This window comes from Pantoea sp. S18, assembly GCF_045689705.1.
Taxonomy (GTDB): Bacteria; Pseudomonadota; Gammaproteobacteria; order Enterobacterales; family Enterobacteriaceae; genus Pantoea; species Pantoea symbiotica.
Map to the genome: position 1 here is coordinate 53,855 of NZ_CP142688.1, position 14,490 is coordinate 68,344.

Here is a 14,490-nt window from a genome sequence, read left to right on the forward strand (position 1 = left end):
TATTTTGCGAGCTGGCGCACAAATAATAATTATCTTACGTTGAGTGTTAAATATCGTAATTGAGCAGCAGTAAATTACATCATCACAATAACGGCTCAAAGCTGACCATTCGGGTCCTCATGCTAAGGAGCTAACTATGCACGCCTATTTCGACCAGCTTGATCGCGTTCGTTATGAAGGGAGTAATACCCGCAATCCTCTGGCGTTTCGTCATTACAACCCGGACGAAGTGATTCTCGGTAAAACCATGGCGGAGCATCTGCGCTTTGCGGCCTGTTACTGGCATACCTTCTGCTGGAACGGCGCGGATATGTTTGGCGTTGGGGCATTTGATCGTCCGTGGCAGAAGCCGGGAGATGCGCTTGAGCTGGAGAAACAAAAGGCCGATGTCGCCTTTGAGTTCTTCCATAAACTGAATGTGCCTTATTACTGCTTCCACGATGTGGATGTCTCACCGGAAGGCGATTCGCTGAAAAGCTATCGCGAAAACTTTGCCGTTATGACGGATAAGTTGCTGGAAAAACAGCAGGAAACCGGCGTGAAACTGCTGTGGGGAACCGCCAACTGCTTTACCCATCCGCGTTACGGTGCGGGTGCGGCAACCAATCCAGATCCGGAAATTTTTGCCTGGGCGGCCAGCCAGGTGTGCAGCGCCATGCAGGCCACGCAAACCCTCGGCGGCGAGAACTATGTATTGTGGGGCGGGCGCGAAGGGTATGAAACCTTACTCAACACCGACTTGCGCCAGGAGCGCGAGCAGATTGGCCGGTTTATGCAGATGGTGGTGGAGCACAAACACAAGATCGGTTTCCACGGCATGTTGCTGATTGAACCCAAGCCGCAGGAGCCGACAAAACATCAGTATGACTATGATGTGGCAACGGTTTATGGCTTCCTGAAGCAGTTCGGGCTGGAGAAAGAGATCAAAGTGAATGTGGAGGCTAACCACGCGACGCTGGCGGGCCACTCATTCCATCATGAGATCGCAACGGCCATCGCGCTGGGCATTTTTGGCTCGGTGGATGCTAATCGTGGCGATATGCAGTGTGGCTGGGATACCGACCAGTTCCCGGTCAGCGTTGAAGAGAATGCGCTGGTGCTGTACGAAATTATCAAAGCGGGCGGATTCACCACCGGCGGCTTAAACTTTGATGCCAAAGTTCGCCGCCAGAGCACCGATAAATATGACCTGTTCTACGGCCATATCGGCGCAATGGATACTATGGCGCTGGCGTTAAAAGTCGCGGCCCGCATGGTGGCGGACGGCGAGCTGGATAAGCGTGTGGCACAACGTTACAGCGGCTGGAACGGTGAGTTCGGACAGCAGATTCTGAAGGGTGAATTTTCCCTCGCCGCACTGGCGGAACAGGCGCAGCAACAGCAATTCAATCCACAGCATCGTAGTGGACGCCAGGAACAGCTGGAGAATCTGGTGAATCACTACTTGTTTGATTTTTAACTTTTCAGGAGCGCAGCATGGTTATCGGCATCGATTTAGGCACCTCCGGCGTGAAAGTGGCGTTGCTGGATGCGCACGGCAAAGTGATTGCAGTGGAGAGTGCGCCGCTGGAGGTGTCGCGGCCGCAGCCGTTATGGAGCGAGCAAGATGCCGAAAGCTGGTGGCAGGCGACCGATCGTGCCATGCAGGCGCTGACGCAGCAGCACGATCTCTGCGGCGTGAAGGCGATTGGCCTGAGCGGGCAGATGCACGGTGCCACCTTGCTGAATAGCGAGAATCGGGTGCTGCGTCCGGCGATTTTGTGGAATGACGGGCGCAGCGGCGAGCAGTGTCAGGAACTGGAGAAGCGCGTGCCGGATTCGCGTCGCATCACCGGCAATCTGATGATGCCCGGCTTCACCGCGCCAAAGCTGTTGTGGGTGAAACAGCATGAGCCGCAGGTGTTTGCTCAGGTGGCTAAAGTGCTGCTGCCAAAAGATTATCTGCGCTTCCGCATGAGCGGCGACTTCGCCAGCGATATGTCGGACGCAGCGGGAACGATGTGGCTGGATGTGGCGCAGCGCGACTGGAGCGATGAGATGCTTAGCGCATGCGAGTTGCAGCGCAGCCAGATGCCGCAACTGTTTGAAGGCAATCAGATCACCGGCACGTTGTTGGCGGATGTCGCCGCGCGCTGGGGTATGCAAAAGGTGCCGCTGGTGGCGGGCGGCGGCGATAATGCGGCGGGCGCGGTGGGTGTCGGCATGGTTGAGCCGGGACAAGGCATGCTGTCGCTTGGTACGTCGGGCGTCTATTTCCTGGTGAGCGACGGTTATCTCAGTAATTCACAGCGCGCGGTGCACAGCTTCTGCCACGCGCTGCCGCAGCGCTGGCATTTGATGTCGGTGATTTTGAGCGCGGCTTCCTGTCTCGATTGGGCAGCGGTGCTGACCGGCTGCGCCGATGTACCGCAACTGCTGAGTGAGGCGGAAAAAGCGCGCAGCGATGTGCCGCCAGTGTGGTTCCTGCCTTATCTCTCTGGTGAACGCACGCCGCATAATAATCCGCAGGCGCAGGGCGCGTTCTTTGGTTTAACGCATCAGCATGGCCGACCAGAGCTGGCGCGCGCGGTGCTGGAAGGCGTGGGCTTCGCGCTGGCCGAAGGCATGGATGCGGTGCATGAGTGCGGCGTGCAGCCGAAAACCGTGATGCTGATTGGCGGCGGCGCGCGCAGTGCGTACTGGCGTCAGATGCTGGCGGATATTAGCGGGCAGACGCTGGATTATTGTCATGGTGGCGAAGTCGGCCCGGCGCTGGGTGCAGCGCGACTGGCGCAGCTGGCGATTGATCCGGCGAGCGAATGGCCGTCGCTGGACCTTGCGCAGCGGCACCAACCGGATGCGGCGCGGCATCAGGCGTATCAGCCGCAGCGCGAAGTGTTTGCGCGTTTGTATCAGCAGTTGCAGCCGTTGATGTCTTGATGTGGGAGAGGGATGGCTGGATTTGGCAGGGTGTCGGGGGTTTTATCAGGTATTATTGGGTGATTGTGTTGAATCGAGTGGCCTGATTTGGTCGGCATAAATGCCAACCCTACATTGTAGGGTCGCCATTAATGGCGACCTGGCCGAATAACGCACCCAACCTGGCATTTATGCCAACCTGGCCGAATGCCGCACCTAACTGATGGAGCCCACCATGCCGCAGTCCGTCTTCTTCCTCGTGCTTCCCGGCGTGATGGCGCTGGATCTCACTGGCCCTGCTGAAACCCTGCAGCTGGCCGACGGCCACTTTACGCTGCATTACATCGGCCCGCAGCCTAGCGTGCTGTGCTCCACCGGTATGACCATCGCCGACATCGCGCCGTTGCCTGCGCAACTGCCCGAAAACAGCCTGCTGGTGGTGCCTGGCGTATACAATTCGCGCGTCTGTTTCGATTCCGAACCGGCAGCCATAGCGCGTGACTGGCTACGCCAGCAGCAAGCGGCGATTACTGATCAGCGCATCACGCTGGTATGCATCTGTTCCGGCGCATTGCTCTCGGCGCAGGCGGGATTGCTGGATGGAATTCAGTGCACCACGCATCACGATGTATTACCGCGCCTGAAAGCGGCAGCACCGGCGGCGTTAGTGAAAGATAATCGGGTTTTCGTCGAAGATGGCGGCATCTGGACCAGTGCGGGGATTACTGCGGGTATCGATCTGGCGCTGCATTTAATCAATAGATTGTGCGGTGCGCCGCAGGCACTGAAAGTGGCGCGCGAAATGGTGGTGTGGTTCCGCCGCTCCGGCGACGATCCGCAGCTGTCGCCGTGGCTGCGCTATCGTAATCATATGCATCCGGCGATTCATCGCGCGCAGGATGTGATGATTGCCCATCCCGAACACGATTGGTCGCTTACCGCTTTGGCCGAGCGGGCGCACGTCAGCGAACGTCATCTTACGCGCCTGTTTCGCCAGCATCTTGGCATCAGCGTTCGCGAGTACCACGAACAGCTGCGCTTAGTGATTGCGCGGCAACGTCAGCAGCAGGGCGAAGCGGCGGAGAAAGCGGCGCTGGCCGCCGGATTCTCCTCGGCCCGCCAGCTGCGCCGCGCGCACCAGCGCTGGGACGATCAGCTCACCAGATGACGCTTATCCACGCGCTGTAAGCCCATCGCCAGCAGCAGGCTGCCGATCAGCGTCACGCCCATCACCCACGGCAAATCGAGCCACGGACGCGACATATCGTCGTAATGATTGGTGCGCAGAAAGTGGATAAACAGCGCGTGAAAGCCGTAAATCGGCAGTGAATAGCGCGAGATAGTGGCAAGTCCCGGCAGCGCGCGCTGATTCAGCGTATTTTTGAACAGAATCAACAAGCTGATGGCGGCAATAAACACCAGCGGCCCGCAGTAGAGATACCAGGTATCGTTGAACGCGCCGTTGATTTTCAGCATCTGTTTGGTGCCGAGCGCAATGCCAATCACGCAGGCAACAAATCCTAATCCCGCCAGCCAGCTGATGCTGCGCTTGTCGGTCTCCATGCAGCCAATCGCACGTCCGAGCAGCGCATACAGCAGGTAATAGATGCTGTCGCCGCTGACATACAGATTCACCGGCAGCCAGTGGAACGGCCCCAGCGATTGGCTCACAGTATTAGGATTCGCCAGCACCGCCAGCACGATCACCAGCATGGCGACATAGCGCGGCGCCACGCTTTTCACTTGAATTAGCGGGGATAACAGATAGATGCCGATAATGGCGAAGAAGAACCACAGGTGATAGAACACCGGTTTTTGCAGCAGCTTGAGCAGCGATCGCCCTTCATTGATCGGCGTTAGCCAGGTGATATAGACCAGTGCTACCGCGCTGTAGAACAGCAGGCACAGCACGATACGCAGCAGATGCCGCCCTTGCGCGCTGCGTTCGCCGAAAAACAAATAGCCTGAGATCATAAAGAACAGCGGCACACAGACGCGTGACGCCGAGTTAAGCAGGTTCGCCACATCCCAGCTCAGGCCAGTTACCGCCATCGGTCCGGTGATGTACCAGGTTGTGGTGTGAATGACGATCACCATCAGGCAGGCAACCGCGCGTAAGTTGTCGATCCAGTAAATTTTTTGCTGCATGGCGTCCTCTTGCATTCGCTGCGAAGAAGGGTAGCCAGTGAGCCGCGCGCCAACAACCTTTTGCGCTGTAATTCAGATCACTCTGTTACCAGGTCGCCATAAATGACGACCCTACAAAAACAATTTCGATCCGTCGTAGGGGCGCCATTCATGGCGACCTAGCTAACCGCGCACCAAAAACTTCTCGATCACCGCTTCGTCGGGCTCGACGCCGAGGCCCGGCTCGCCTGGTAGCCACGCGTAACCGTCGGCGATGCGCACCGGATTCTTCGCCAGCGAGCGGCTGATTTCACCCGGCTCGACGCAATACTCCATCACCAGCGCATTCTCAATCGCGCAGAGGAAATGCAGCGAGGCGGCGGTATTAATGTCGGTGGTGAAGTTGTGGTTGCACACTTTGCGTCCGCGGCTGTGCGCGTAGCTGGCGATCTCCATTGCCTGGGTAAAGCCGGTGCGCGTCAGGTCGATCTGCACGATGTCGATGCCGCCTTCATCAATCAGGCGCTGGAAACCCGTTACGGAACACTCTTGCTCACCGGCAGCGATATGCTGCTGGCACGCGGCGGAAACCTGGCCGTAACCGGCGTAGTTATCCGGATGCAGCGGCTCTTCAATCCAGAACAGATTGAGATGTTCATAGCGCTGGCTGCGGCGGATGGTGGTTTTGGCATCCCACACGTGGCCGACATCCAGCATCAGATCCACGTTATCGCCCATCGCTTTACGCAGCGCCTCGAGATAACGCAGATCCAGCGCTTCGTCGTTGCCAAACGGTTCCCAGCCAAACTTCACGCCGCTATGGCCGGTATCAATCGCATGTTGCGCGCGCGCGACCGTCTCTTCCACGCTGAACTGGAACATGTTGGAGGAGTAAACGCACATCTTGTCGCGCATCGCGCCGCCCAGCAGTTCAACAATCGGCTTGCCGAGCGCTTTGCCTTTGATATCCCATAACGCGATATCGATGCCTGCCATCGCCTGCAAAACCGCGCCGCTGCGGCCGTAGTAGATAGTGGCTTTGTGCATCTTCTTCCACAAACGGCCGGTTTCCAGCGGGTTTTCGCCGATCAACAGCGACTTCAGGCCGGTGACCATGGTGTGCGAATAGGGCGCTTCGATGATGGCTTTGGTGACATACGGACTGCCATCCACTTCGCCCCAGCCGGTGATGCCGGCATCGGTGGTGATTTTGATCAGCAGCGCATCCTGAGAGCTGTCGGTGCGCTGCTCAATCACTGGCAGGCGCAGGTAAAACGCCTCAACGTTAATGATTTTCATGGTGTTTTCCCTGGTGTAAAGGCAATGCGAAATTAGCCGAGAGCAGAACGGTGCTGGCGGCGTTGGGTAATCAGGGTTTCGTAATCCACGTCCAGCGCCTGAATGCGGATGTGATTCTCAACCTCGTCGGTCATTTTGGCGATGTCGCCATCGGCAAAGACATTAATCAGCCGTTGGTGCTCCTCGATGATGTCGCTCATCGATTTGCCCATGGTGGAGAGGCCGAAAATCACCGTCAGCTGACGGGCAATCGACTCCCACAAATTGCTCAGCACCGGGTTGTGCGCAAAGCTGCACAGCGTGCGGTGGAAATCGGTATCGGCGGAGGCAAAACCGTAAACGTCGTCGTTTTGCATCATCGCCTGCATCTGCGCCACGCCTTGATACAGCTGATTAAGCTGCTCGGCGCTGTTGCGTCCGGCCTCAATTGCGCGGCGACAGGCCAGCGTCTCCAGCGGGATGCGCACATCGATAATCTGCTCCAGCCGCTGATGCGAAATCTCCATCAGGCGAATGCCTTTGTACGGCTCGCTGGTGACGATGCCCTGGCTCTCCAGAATGCGCAGCGCTTCACGAATCGGCACGCGGCTCATGCCGAGCTTGGCCACCAACTCCGGTTCTGCGATGCGGTCGCCGGGCAGGATCAGGCCGCGCGAGGCGGCGCTAAGAATGGCATCCACGGCGTGATCGACCAGCGTGCGCGGACGCGCGGTATTCCAGCTGTTATCGGTGGCCGCGTCCTGCGCCAGCGGGGCGCTGTTTTTACGACTAGCGGTAGAAGGTTTTCCTGCCATGTTATTTGTCCTGTTTAAACCTGTCGGGTCACGAACTGACCGAAGCCGGGTTCAACCTGCATCTGGTTATCCTGGAATACCGTGACGCCACGAATCAATGTGCGCACCACTTTACCCTGACAGCGCATCCCTTCAAATGCGCTCCACTTGCCGAGTCCCTGAAAATTCGCGCCGCTCACTGTCCAACTCTGGCTAGCGTCGTAGAACACCAAATCGGCGTCGAAGCCAGGCGCAATCGCCCCTTTTTTGCCCCACAGCTGGAAGGCTTTGGCCGGTCCGCTGGCGGTCATGCGCGCAAACTCGCTGAGCGCCACGCCACGTTCTATGTGGGCCGCACTGAAGAACATCGGGCTGAGGGTTTCCACACCGGTTAATCCCATGCCTGCATCCCAGATGCTGGCTTCACCCGCCTGCTTTTGTGCGGGCGTGTACGGACAATGGTCAGAGGCGATCATGTCGATATCGCCACGCAGCAGCACCTGCCACAGCGCATCCACCACCGGACGCGGGCGGATTGGCGGGCCGCAGCGCGCGTTGGGGCCGATGCGCACCAGATCGTCTTCGTCGAGCAGTAAATAGTGCGGACAGGTTTCGAAGCTGGTGCGCACACGGCTTTTGGCGGCGACGATGGTTTCCGCCGCGCGCGCCGAGCTGACGTGCACGATATGGCAGCGCGCGCCGGTCTCTTCGGCAATTGCTAACACGCGTCCCACCGCTTCGATCTCGGCGATTTCCGGGCCCGCCAGCGCGTGCGCGCGTGCATCTTTGCGTCCGGCACGGCGCTGTTCGCTACCGGCACCGATCAGAATCTCGTGGTTTTCCGCGTGCACACCAATCAGCCCGTCGAAGGTGGCCAACTCACGCATGGCACGCAGCAAACCGTCATCGTCGAGACGCGGCAAACCTTTCTCATCGGTGGCTTCACCGTTGGGCGCGCCGCTGCACAGGAAGGCTTTGAAAGCCAGCGCACCGGCCTGATCCAGCGCCGCCAGTTCATGTACGTTGCGCCCGTTTAATCCGGCCCACATGGCGTAATCCACCGAACAGTTGTCAGCCAACCAGCTTTTCTTGGCGCTGAAATTTGCCAGCGATGTCGCCGGTGGCAGCGAATGCGGCATCTCGACGATGGTGGTGACGCCGTGCGCCGCCGCACCGCGCGTGCCTTCGCGCAGTTCCTGCTCGGGGAAATCGTGCGAGCCGGTGAAATGGGTATGCACATCAATCGCGCCAGGCACGATGATTAAGCCACGCGCATCTATCACTTCATCAACGCCGTGCGTGATGGCGCCAGGCGATAACACGCCGCTGATCTTGCCGTTTTCGATCAGCAGATCGGCCAGTTCAGCGCGGGTTTCTGTCACCACCAAACCATTAATAATCAGCTGTTTCATCACTCTGCTCCTGCCTGCGTCACCAGCGCCGCATACGGCACCGGCTGTGAAGAGTCGAGCCAGCCGATAGCAGTTAACAGCTGGCTGAAATGTGCAAATTCGGCGCGCGGAATCACGCAATCTGGCGCAAACACGCCGGCCTGTTGATAGGCGGCGAGGCCGCGCACCAGCGCATCGCGCGGATAATCGGGGTAAAAAGCCTGCACCTGTTGCGCTAACTCAATGGCGTCATGGCTCGCCATCCACGCCAGCGCCTGTGCAATGGCGCGGGAGAAGGCGGCGAAGGCAGCGGCTTTCTCCTGCAGCACATCGGCGCGGGCGATGTAGGCGCTCCAGGGTACGTGCCCGCACAAACTGGCGAGGCTGCTGATGCTGTTGAGTTGTCCGGCGGCGATGGCGGGCGCCAGCATATGCATGGCGTGCAGCGCATAATCGGCTGCGCCATGGGCGACGGCGGCAAAATCCTGCGCCTGGTCGCCGCTGCCGGCGATCAACTCGACATCATGCTGCAAACCGTGACGCGCCAGCAGCCAGCGGAACGTCAGGGTGGCGGTACCGACATTGCCGACATCCAGCACGCGTTTACCGCGCAGATCGCTGAGCTGAAAATCCGGCTGCGCCTGCGCTGCCGCAAGAAACCACGGATTGGCCGCCACCGAGGCGCAGAAACACTGCAGCTCCGTGCCATGCTGCTGAAAATGCTTCATCACCACCATCGGGCCGCCGAGCGTGAGATCGGCGTTGCGGCTTAATACCGCCGGCACTTGCCCGCCTTGCACCGTGTGTCCGCCCGATTCGCTGGTGGTGAAGATCACCTGCAGCTGCTGCGCGGCAAACAGGCCAAGGCTTTGCGCCAGATAGTGCGCGCAGTAATAGATGCGGGATTCGCTGGCATCGCCTTGATTGAAAATCAATGTCTGCATTAGCCGCGCACCTCCGTGATGAAACTGCCGTTAAGGCTCGCCATATCGCTGACGCCGCACCAGTGACTAATGGCTGTGATTTCATTGATCCAGCCGGACAGCAGATCGAACACCGCGCTTTCGCCACCGGCCACTAACGCGCTGATGATTGGTCGCACGCTGAGCGACAGCGACGCGCCGAGGCAGCGCGCCACCACCGCATCGCTGCCGCAGCGCACGCCGCCATCCAGCAGCAGCGGCAGACGCGTTACCGCCTGCAAATCAGGCAGCTGATCGACTGGCGTGGCCCAGCGCGCGCTCTGGCGCAGGCCAATGTTCGAGGCAATCAAACCGCTGACGCCGTGCTGCGCGGCCTGCGCCGCATCGTCATGATGCAAAACGCCTTTTAGCCACAATGGCAGTTGATAATTGGCGCAGTGCGCCGCCACCTCATCAATTTCCTGCCAGCGCCACACCGGAAAAGCCGGCAGTGGCTCAACGCCCGGCTGCGTGCCGCCGATGGTGTGCCAGCCGCGTTGTTTTAACGCATCGCCAATCGAGAAGCCGCCGGGCTGTAATCCCGCCACCGGATGTACCGGTGCCAGCACCGTTAGCACGATATTTTTAAATCCGGCCTGCGCAGCCTGATCGATTAATTCTTTGATGCGGCCAACATCGCCCGCCGCACGCAGTTGCAGCCAGCAGCGATCGTACTCCGCACCAATTTGCTCTAGCGGCGTGACGGTCTCTTCGGAGATCACCAGCGGCAGCTGCAGACGTTTGCAGGCGCGCGCAATCGGCAGGACACCTTCTTCGTGGAAAATACGGTCACCGGCAAATGCGCCGACGCCAATCGGCGCGGACCAGTTTTGCTGGTGCAGAGAAATCTGCGTGTCGATGCTTTCATTGCCCTGCAGCACGCGCGGTAACAGACGAAAGCGGCGCAGCGCCTGCTGATTGGCATCGGGTTCGTTATCTAGCGCATCGGCCGGTTGGCCCTGCATATAGCGGAACAACGCATCGCCGAGGCGTTCGCGTGCCGTGAGTTCAAAGCGCATTGGCATGTTGCGCCTCCACAGCATTTTCATGTTCAAGGAAGGTGGCAAACGCTGGCGTTTGCGGATTTTGCAGAATTGTCGGCGGGCCTTCTTCAATCAGCGCGCCGTTCTGCAGGAACACCACGCGATCGGCAACGCCCGCCGCAAATGCGATGTCGTGGGTGCTGATGATCATGGTGATGCCGGTTTGCGCCAGGCTGCGCATGGTTTGGTTCACTTCGCGCACCAGCTCCGGATCGAGCGCGGAAGTCGGCTCATCAAACAGCAGGATTTGCGGTTCTGCCGCCAGCGCACGCGCAATGCCGACGCGCTGCTTCTGTCCGCCAGAAAGTTCATGCGGCAGCGAGGCGGCGAAATCTCCGAGTCCTACCATTTTCAACGCGCGCATCGCTTTGCCGCGCGCGATTTCCGGCTGTGCGCCCTGTACGCGCAGCAGAATGCTCATCACATTTTCCAGCGCGGTGAGGTGATCGAACAACGCGAAGTGCTGGAACACGATGCCAATGCCTGATTTGGCGCGGTTCAGCGGCAGATGACGCTGCGCCAGCGCACGACCGTTTTCGTCGCTGCCCATAAAGTGGCCTTCGGTTTGAATGGTGCCGCTGCTGCGTGGCGTCAGCGCCAGAATCGATTTCAGCAGCGTACTTTTGCCCGAACCGGAGCGACCGAGCAACACCACCACTTCGCCGCGACGTACGGTTAACGACAGCGATTTCAGCACCGCTTTACCAGCGTATTCAACGCACAGCTGATCCACTTCCAGCACCGGCGCGGCAGTTTGCGTATCCCAGCGCCGTTTCGGTAGCTGCATCGGCATCACTTCCGCTTCTGGCGGCAGTTTCGCCAGCCGCGCGCGTGCCCGACGCGCACGTTCATCAAGGTTGTAGAACTTCTCCAGCCACCACTGACCGCCCGCCAGCAGCGTGGAAAGAATCAGGTAGATGCCGCCCGAGGCGACCAGCACCGGAATAAATAGGAAGTTTTGCGACACAATCGCCTGGCCGCGCATCGTCAGCTCATTGACGCCCACCACCGAAGCCAGCGAGGTGGATTTCAGCAGCCCAACGGTTTCATTGCCCATGGTAGGCAGAATGGCGCGCAGCGCCTGCGGGATCACCACGTGAATCATCTCTTTGCTGCGCGAGTAACCGAACGCCTGCGCTGCCATGCTTTGGTCGCGATCGGTCGCCATAATGCCGCCGCGAATGATTTCGGCGCAGAAGGCGGTTTCATTGATCATCAGGGCGACAAGGGCGCTGGTGAACGGGCTCAAACGCAGGCCAAATTCCGGCAGCACGTTGTACAGCAGAATTAGCTGCAGCAGCACCGGCGTGCCGCGCAGCGTATAGATGTAGATTTTCACCGGCACGCGAATAAACCAGTGCTTTGAGCTGCTGGCTAACGCCAGGAAAAAGCCAATCAGAATGCCGCCCGCCAGCGCGCCAACTAACAGCTGCACGGCGATAACAGCGCCTTCCCACAAATATGGGAACGTCAGGTACTTAAGAAAATCATCCAAGGCGTTATCCTCCTCAACGCCTCGGTTTAGTCACCGAGGCGGCTGAGTTTATGCATTAACCACGCGCAACCACCGGACGTTCGGCAGCGCTGCCCTGGCCCCAGTAATCCAGCAGTTTTTTCTGTGCGCCGCTCTCCTGAATCACCTTCATCGCGTCCAGTACCGCCGCGCGCAGCGTGGCGTTGTCTTTGGCGATCGGGAAGCCAACCATGATTGGCAGATCTACGGTGAAGCCGCTTTGCAGCGATTTGTCGGCTTTGGCGATGGCAATGGCTGAACCGGCTTCGGTCAGATAGACGTCCGCGCGACCGCTTTTCACCGCCTGAATGCTGTTGTCGGTGTTCTGCACCATCAGCATGCTCACTTCTGGCTTACCGGCGGCGCTGCATTTGGCGCTTTGCTCCGGCACCAGTTTGTTGGCTTCGTAAGAACCCGCTGCGGCGGCGACGGTTTTGCCACACAGATCATCGACGCTGTTGATTTTTTTAGGGTTGCCTTGCGCCAGCACTGAGCCGTCTTGCACCTGCATCGAGGCGACGAAGGCGATCTGCTTCATGCGTTCTTCGGTGACGTACAGCATCGGGCCGATATCGGCGCGTCCGCTGGAGATTGAGGTGAGCAGCACGTTGAACGAGCCGCTTTGGTAGCTGTGTTTTGCGCCGAGGCAGCTGCTGATGCGCTCGAACAGTGAAGGATCGAGACCTTCAATGATGCTGGGATCTTTTTCCGATGGCGCTTCAAAGCCTTTGGTGTAGCCGCCGAGGCCAACCACCAGATCTTTGCCTTTCAGCGACGGATATTTGGTTTGCAGTGTTTTGCACTGCGCCATCGCCGCGAAGTCGCTGGCGGTAGGCGTGATGGGATCGGTGCTGGCTGCGTGGGCGCTGGAGAGGCCCGCCAGTAAGCTGCCGCTGAGACCAGAGATTAACAAAGCAGTGCGTGCAAATTTCATAATAAGGTTCCCCTGATGCTGGTGAATGAGAAAGCGATGACCTTGTGATTTATGAACGTCTTTGGTGCTTTTTTTAGATGGTCGCCATGAATGGCGACCCTACGGAAATTTCGGAGGTTAATAACCGCGAGCCGGATCAACCTGATTACGCAGCGGTTGCCCGTGGCGGAAACGCGCCAGGTTATCGATAAACACCTCAAGGCATCCGGCGAGGTAGGCGCTGTGATCGTCGAGGCTGCAGTGCGGCGTCATTACCACGCCGGGCGTGTGCCACAGCGGGTCGTCGACAGGTAACGGCTCTTGCGGATAGACATCCAGCACTGCGCCAGCCAGTTCGCCTGCGTTGAGTTTTTCGCGCATCGCGCTGTAATCAAACACATCGGCGCGGCCAACAATCACGATGCCCGCGCGTACGGGCAGCAGATCGAGGCGGCGGCGATCAAACAGGTTGTGGGTTTGTGGCGTCAGCGGCAGCGTCGACACCACCACATCCACCTGCGGCAGCACATCGTCGAGCGCGTCAATGCGGATGCAGCGCGCCACGTTGGCATCACACTGGCCGCTGCGCGTCACGCCAATCACGCGATAGCCTTGTGCCGTCAGCAGTTTTGCCGCCGCTGTGCCAATCCCGCCAACGCCCAGCAGCAGCACGGTTTTGCCGCGTGCGCAGCCGCCAAAGGTCGGACGCCAGACACGCTGCGCCTGATCCTGCAGAAAACCGGGAATGCCGAAGTTGAACATCAGCGCCGCCATCAAAATGAACTCGGCCCCTTTATCGCCATGTACGCCAGAGGCATTGGTGAGCGTCACGCCTTGCGGCCAGTGCGCCAGCCACTGTTCAACACCCGCCGACATCACCTGCACCCAGCTCAAGCGCGGCGTGCTGAACTGATCGAGTGCCAGCTTGCGGCCGCTCCACAGAATGTCGCAGCGGGCGAGGAAGTCGGCGGTCTGCGCCGCATCGCTGTTTTCGCTCAGCGTGAAGTGGCTGCGCAAAGGCGGATGCGCGTCGAGCTGCAGTTGCAGTTGCTCAGCAGAGAGATGGAGTGCGCGCGGCGCGCTGGCGTCGTTCTCGATATGAATGTGCATCAGCGCATCGCCGTCACTTCCATCTCGACCAGCAGGTCAGGATGGTTGAGTTGAATACCCACGGTGGCGCGCGCCGGGAAAGGGAACTGGAAGAATTCACTGTAAGCGTCGTTCATCGCGCTGAAGGTGCTGAGATCGGTGAGATAAATGGTGACGCGGACTACGTTGTCGAAGGTCATGTTCGCTTCGCTCAGCAGATCGCCGACGTTTTTCAGCACCTGACGCGTCTGGCTGGCGATGTCGTTGCCAATAATCTCGCCGCTGTAGGGATCAATCGCCACCTGGCCGGAAATAAGCAACATCGGTTCGTGCAGCACGGCGGCAGAGAGCGGCGCAGGCCCCATTGGGCGGTCGCTGGCGTTCATTCCGGGATAACTCAACGCAATCTTCATGGTGAAATCTCAAGCAAAACTGTTTCACCGCAATTTCGTATACGATTATACGAGTGTCAATGTGCGATT

The 14,490-nt window shown here is 59.0% G+C and carries 13 protein-coding genes; 3 read left to right on the forward strand and 10 right to left on the reverse strand.

Features of this window, described 5'->3' with window-relative positions:
* Positions 1–136 precede the first annotated feature (136 nt).
* The 3 genes from xylA to VIJ98_RS00280 all read left to right on the forward strand — a co-directional run bounded on the left by xylA (position 137) and on the right by VIJ98_RS00280 (position 4,066).
* On the forward strand, positions 137–1,459 hold the full coding sequence (gene xylA, locus VIJ98_RS00270; protein ID WP_323271835.1) for a xylose isomerase: 1,323 nt from the start codon (positions 137–139) through the stop codon (positions 1,457–1,459).
* Between the two features lie 17 nt (positions 1,460–1,476).
* The gene (gene xylB / locus VIJ98_RS00275; RefSeq protein WP_323271836.1) at positions 1,477–2,919 is read left to right on the forward strand and encodes a xylulokinase; all 1,443 of its coding nucleotides are present in this window, start codon (positions 1,477–1,479) and stop codon (positions 2,917–2,919) included.
* A 214-nt stretch (positions 2,920–3,133) separates the two neighbouring features.
* Entirely contained in the window at positions 3,134–4,066 is a 933-nt protein-coding gene (locus VIJ98_RS00280; protein WP_323271837.1) for a helix-turn-helix domain-containing protein, read from the forward strand.
* On the opposite strand, the gene VIJ98_RS00285 is transcribed toward VIJ98_RS00280, so the two are convergent.
* From VIJ98_RS00285 to VIJ98_RS00330, 10 genes are all read right to left on the reverse strand, one after another.
* Positions 4,051–5,046 (reverse strand): acyltransferase, encoded by a 996-nt coding sequence (locus VIJ98_RS00285; RefSeq protein WP_323271838.1) that lies wholly within the window; start codon positions 5,044–5,046, stop codon positions 4,051–4,053. The two genes, VIJ98_RS00280 and VIJ98_RS00285, sit on opposite strands and share 16 nt — an antisense overlap.
* Before the next feature lie 162 nt (positions 5,047–5,208).
* Complete coding sequence (locus VIJ98_RS00290; RefSeq protein WP_323271839.1) at positions 5,209–6,324, reverse strand: mandelate racemase/muconate lactonizing enzyme family protein; 1,116 nt, start codon at positions 6,322–6,324, stop codon at positions 5,209–5,211.
* Positions 6,325–6,356: 32 nt separating this feature from the next.
* Positions 6,357–7,118: a GntR family transcriptional regulator gene (locus VIJ98_RS00295; RefSeq protein WP_008105250.1), complete on the reverse strand. Its 762-nt coding sequence runs from the start codon at positions 7,116–7,118 to the stop codon at positions 6,357–6,359.
* 14 nt (positions 7,119–7,132) lie between these two features.
* Positions 7,133–8,509 carry an amidohydrolase family protein gene (locus VIJ98_RS00300; RefSeq protein WP_323271840.1) on the reverse strand — a complete coding sequence of 459 codons (1,377 nt, stop codon included), beginning with the start codon at positions 8,507–8,509 and terminating at the stop codon, positions 7,133–7,135.
* A complete protein-coding gene (locus tag VIJ98_RS00305) occupies positions 8,509–9,432 on the reverse strand; it encodes an ABC transporter substrate-binding protein (RefSeq protein ID WP_323271841.1) in 924 nt (307 codons plus the stop codon). Before VIJ98_RS00305 ends, VIJ98_RS00300 begins: the two co-directional genes overlap by 1 nt.
* Positions 9,432–10,475 (reverse strand): alpha-hydroxy acid oxidase, encoded by a 1,044-nt coding sequence (locus tag VIJ98_RS00310; RefSeq protein ID WP_323271842.1) that lies wholly within the window; start codon positions 10,473–10,475, stop codon positions 9,432–9,434. The genes VIJ98_RS00305 and VIJ98_RS00310 overlap by 1 nt, the downstream gene beginning before the upstream one ends.
* A complete protein-coding gene (locus VIJ98_RS00315; protein WP_323271843.1) occupies positions 10,459–11,988 on the reverse strand; it encodes an amino acid ABC transporter permease/ATP-binding protein in 1,530 nt (509 codons plus the stop codon). The genes VIJ98_RS00310 and VIJ98_RS00315 overlap by 17 nt, the downstream gene beginning before the upstream one ends.
* A gap of 55 nt (positions 11,989–12,043) precedes the next feature.
* Positions 12,044–12,940 (reverse strand): transporter substrate-binding domain-containing protein, encoded by an 897-nt coding sequence (locus tag VIJ98_RS00320; protein ID WP_179452880.1) that lies wholly within the window; start codon positions 12,938–12,940, stop codon positions 12,044–12,046.
* A 117-nt stretch (positions 12,941–13,057) separates the two neighbouring features.
* A complete protein-coding gene (locus VIJ98_RS00325; protein WP_323271844.1) occupies positions 13,058–14,029 on the reverse strand; it encodes a D-2-hydroxyacid dehydrogenase in 972 nt (323 codons plus the stop codon).
* Positions 14,029–14,421: a RidA family protein gene (locus VIJ98_RS00330; protein ID WP_323271845.1), complete on the reverse strand. Its 393-nt coding sequence runs from the start codon at positions 14,419–14,421 to the stop codon at positions 14,029–14,031. Before VIJ98_RS00330 ends, VIJ98_RS00325 begins: the two co-directional genes overlap by 1 nt.
* Positions 14,422–14,490 lie beyond the last annotated feature (69 nt).

Coding starts and splice junctions, on each gene's coding strand:
- xylA (WP_323271835.1), top strand. CDS start 137: ATGCACGCCTATTTCGACCAGCTTGATCGCGTTCGTTATGAAGGGAGT.
- xylB (WP_323271836.1), top strand. CDS start 1,477: ATGGTTATCGGCATCGATTTAGGCACCTCCGGCGTGAAAGTGGCGTTG.
- VIJ98_RS00280 (WP_323271837.1), top strand. CDS start 3,134: ATGCCGCAGTCCGTCTTCTTCCTCGTGCTTCCCGGCGTGATGGCGCTG.
- VIJ98_RS00285 (WP_323271838.1), bottom strand. CDS start 5,046: ATGCAGCAAAAAATTTACTGGATCGACAACTTACGCGCGGTTGCCTGC.
- VIJ98_RS00290 (WP_323271839.1), bottom strand. CDS start 6,324: ATGAAAATCATTAACGTTGAGGCGTTTTACCTGCGCCTGCCAGTGATT.
- VIJ98_RS00295 (WP_008105250.1), bottom strand. CDS start 7,118: ATGGCAGGAAAACCTTCTACCGCTAGTCGTAAAAACAGCGCCCCGCTG.
- VIJ98_RS00300 (WP_323271840.1), bottom strand. CDS start 8,509: ATGAAACAGCTGATTATTAATGGTTTGGTGGTGACAGAAACCCGCGCT.
- VIJ98_RS00305 (WP_323271841.1), bottom strand. CDS start 9,432: ATGCAGACATTGATTTTCAATCAAGGCGATGCCAGCGAATCCCGCATC.
- VIJ98_RS00310 (WP_323271842.1), bottom strand. CDS start 10,475: ATGCCAATGCGCTTTGAACTCACGGCACGCGAACGCCTCGGCGATGCG.
- VIJ98_RS00320 (WP_179452880.1), bottom strand. CDS start 12,940: ATGAAATTTGCACGCACTGCTTTGTTAATCTCTGGTCTCAGCGGCAGC.
- VIJ98_RS00325 (WP_323271844.1), bottom strand. CDS start 14,029: ATGCACATTCATATCGAGAACGACGCCAGCGCGCCGCGCGCACTCCAT.
- VIJ98_RS00330 (WP_323271845.1), bottom strand. CDS start 14,421: ATGAAGATTGCGTTGAGTTATCCCGGAATGAACGCCAGCGACCGCCCA.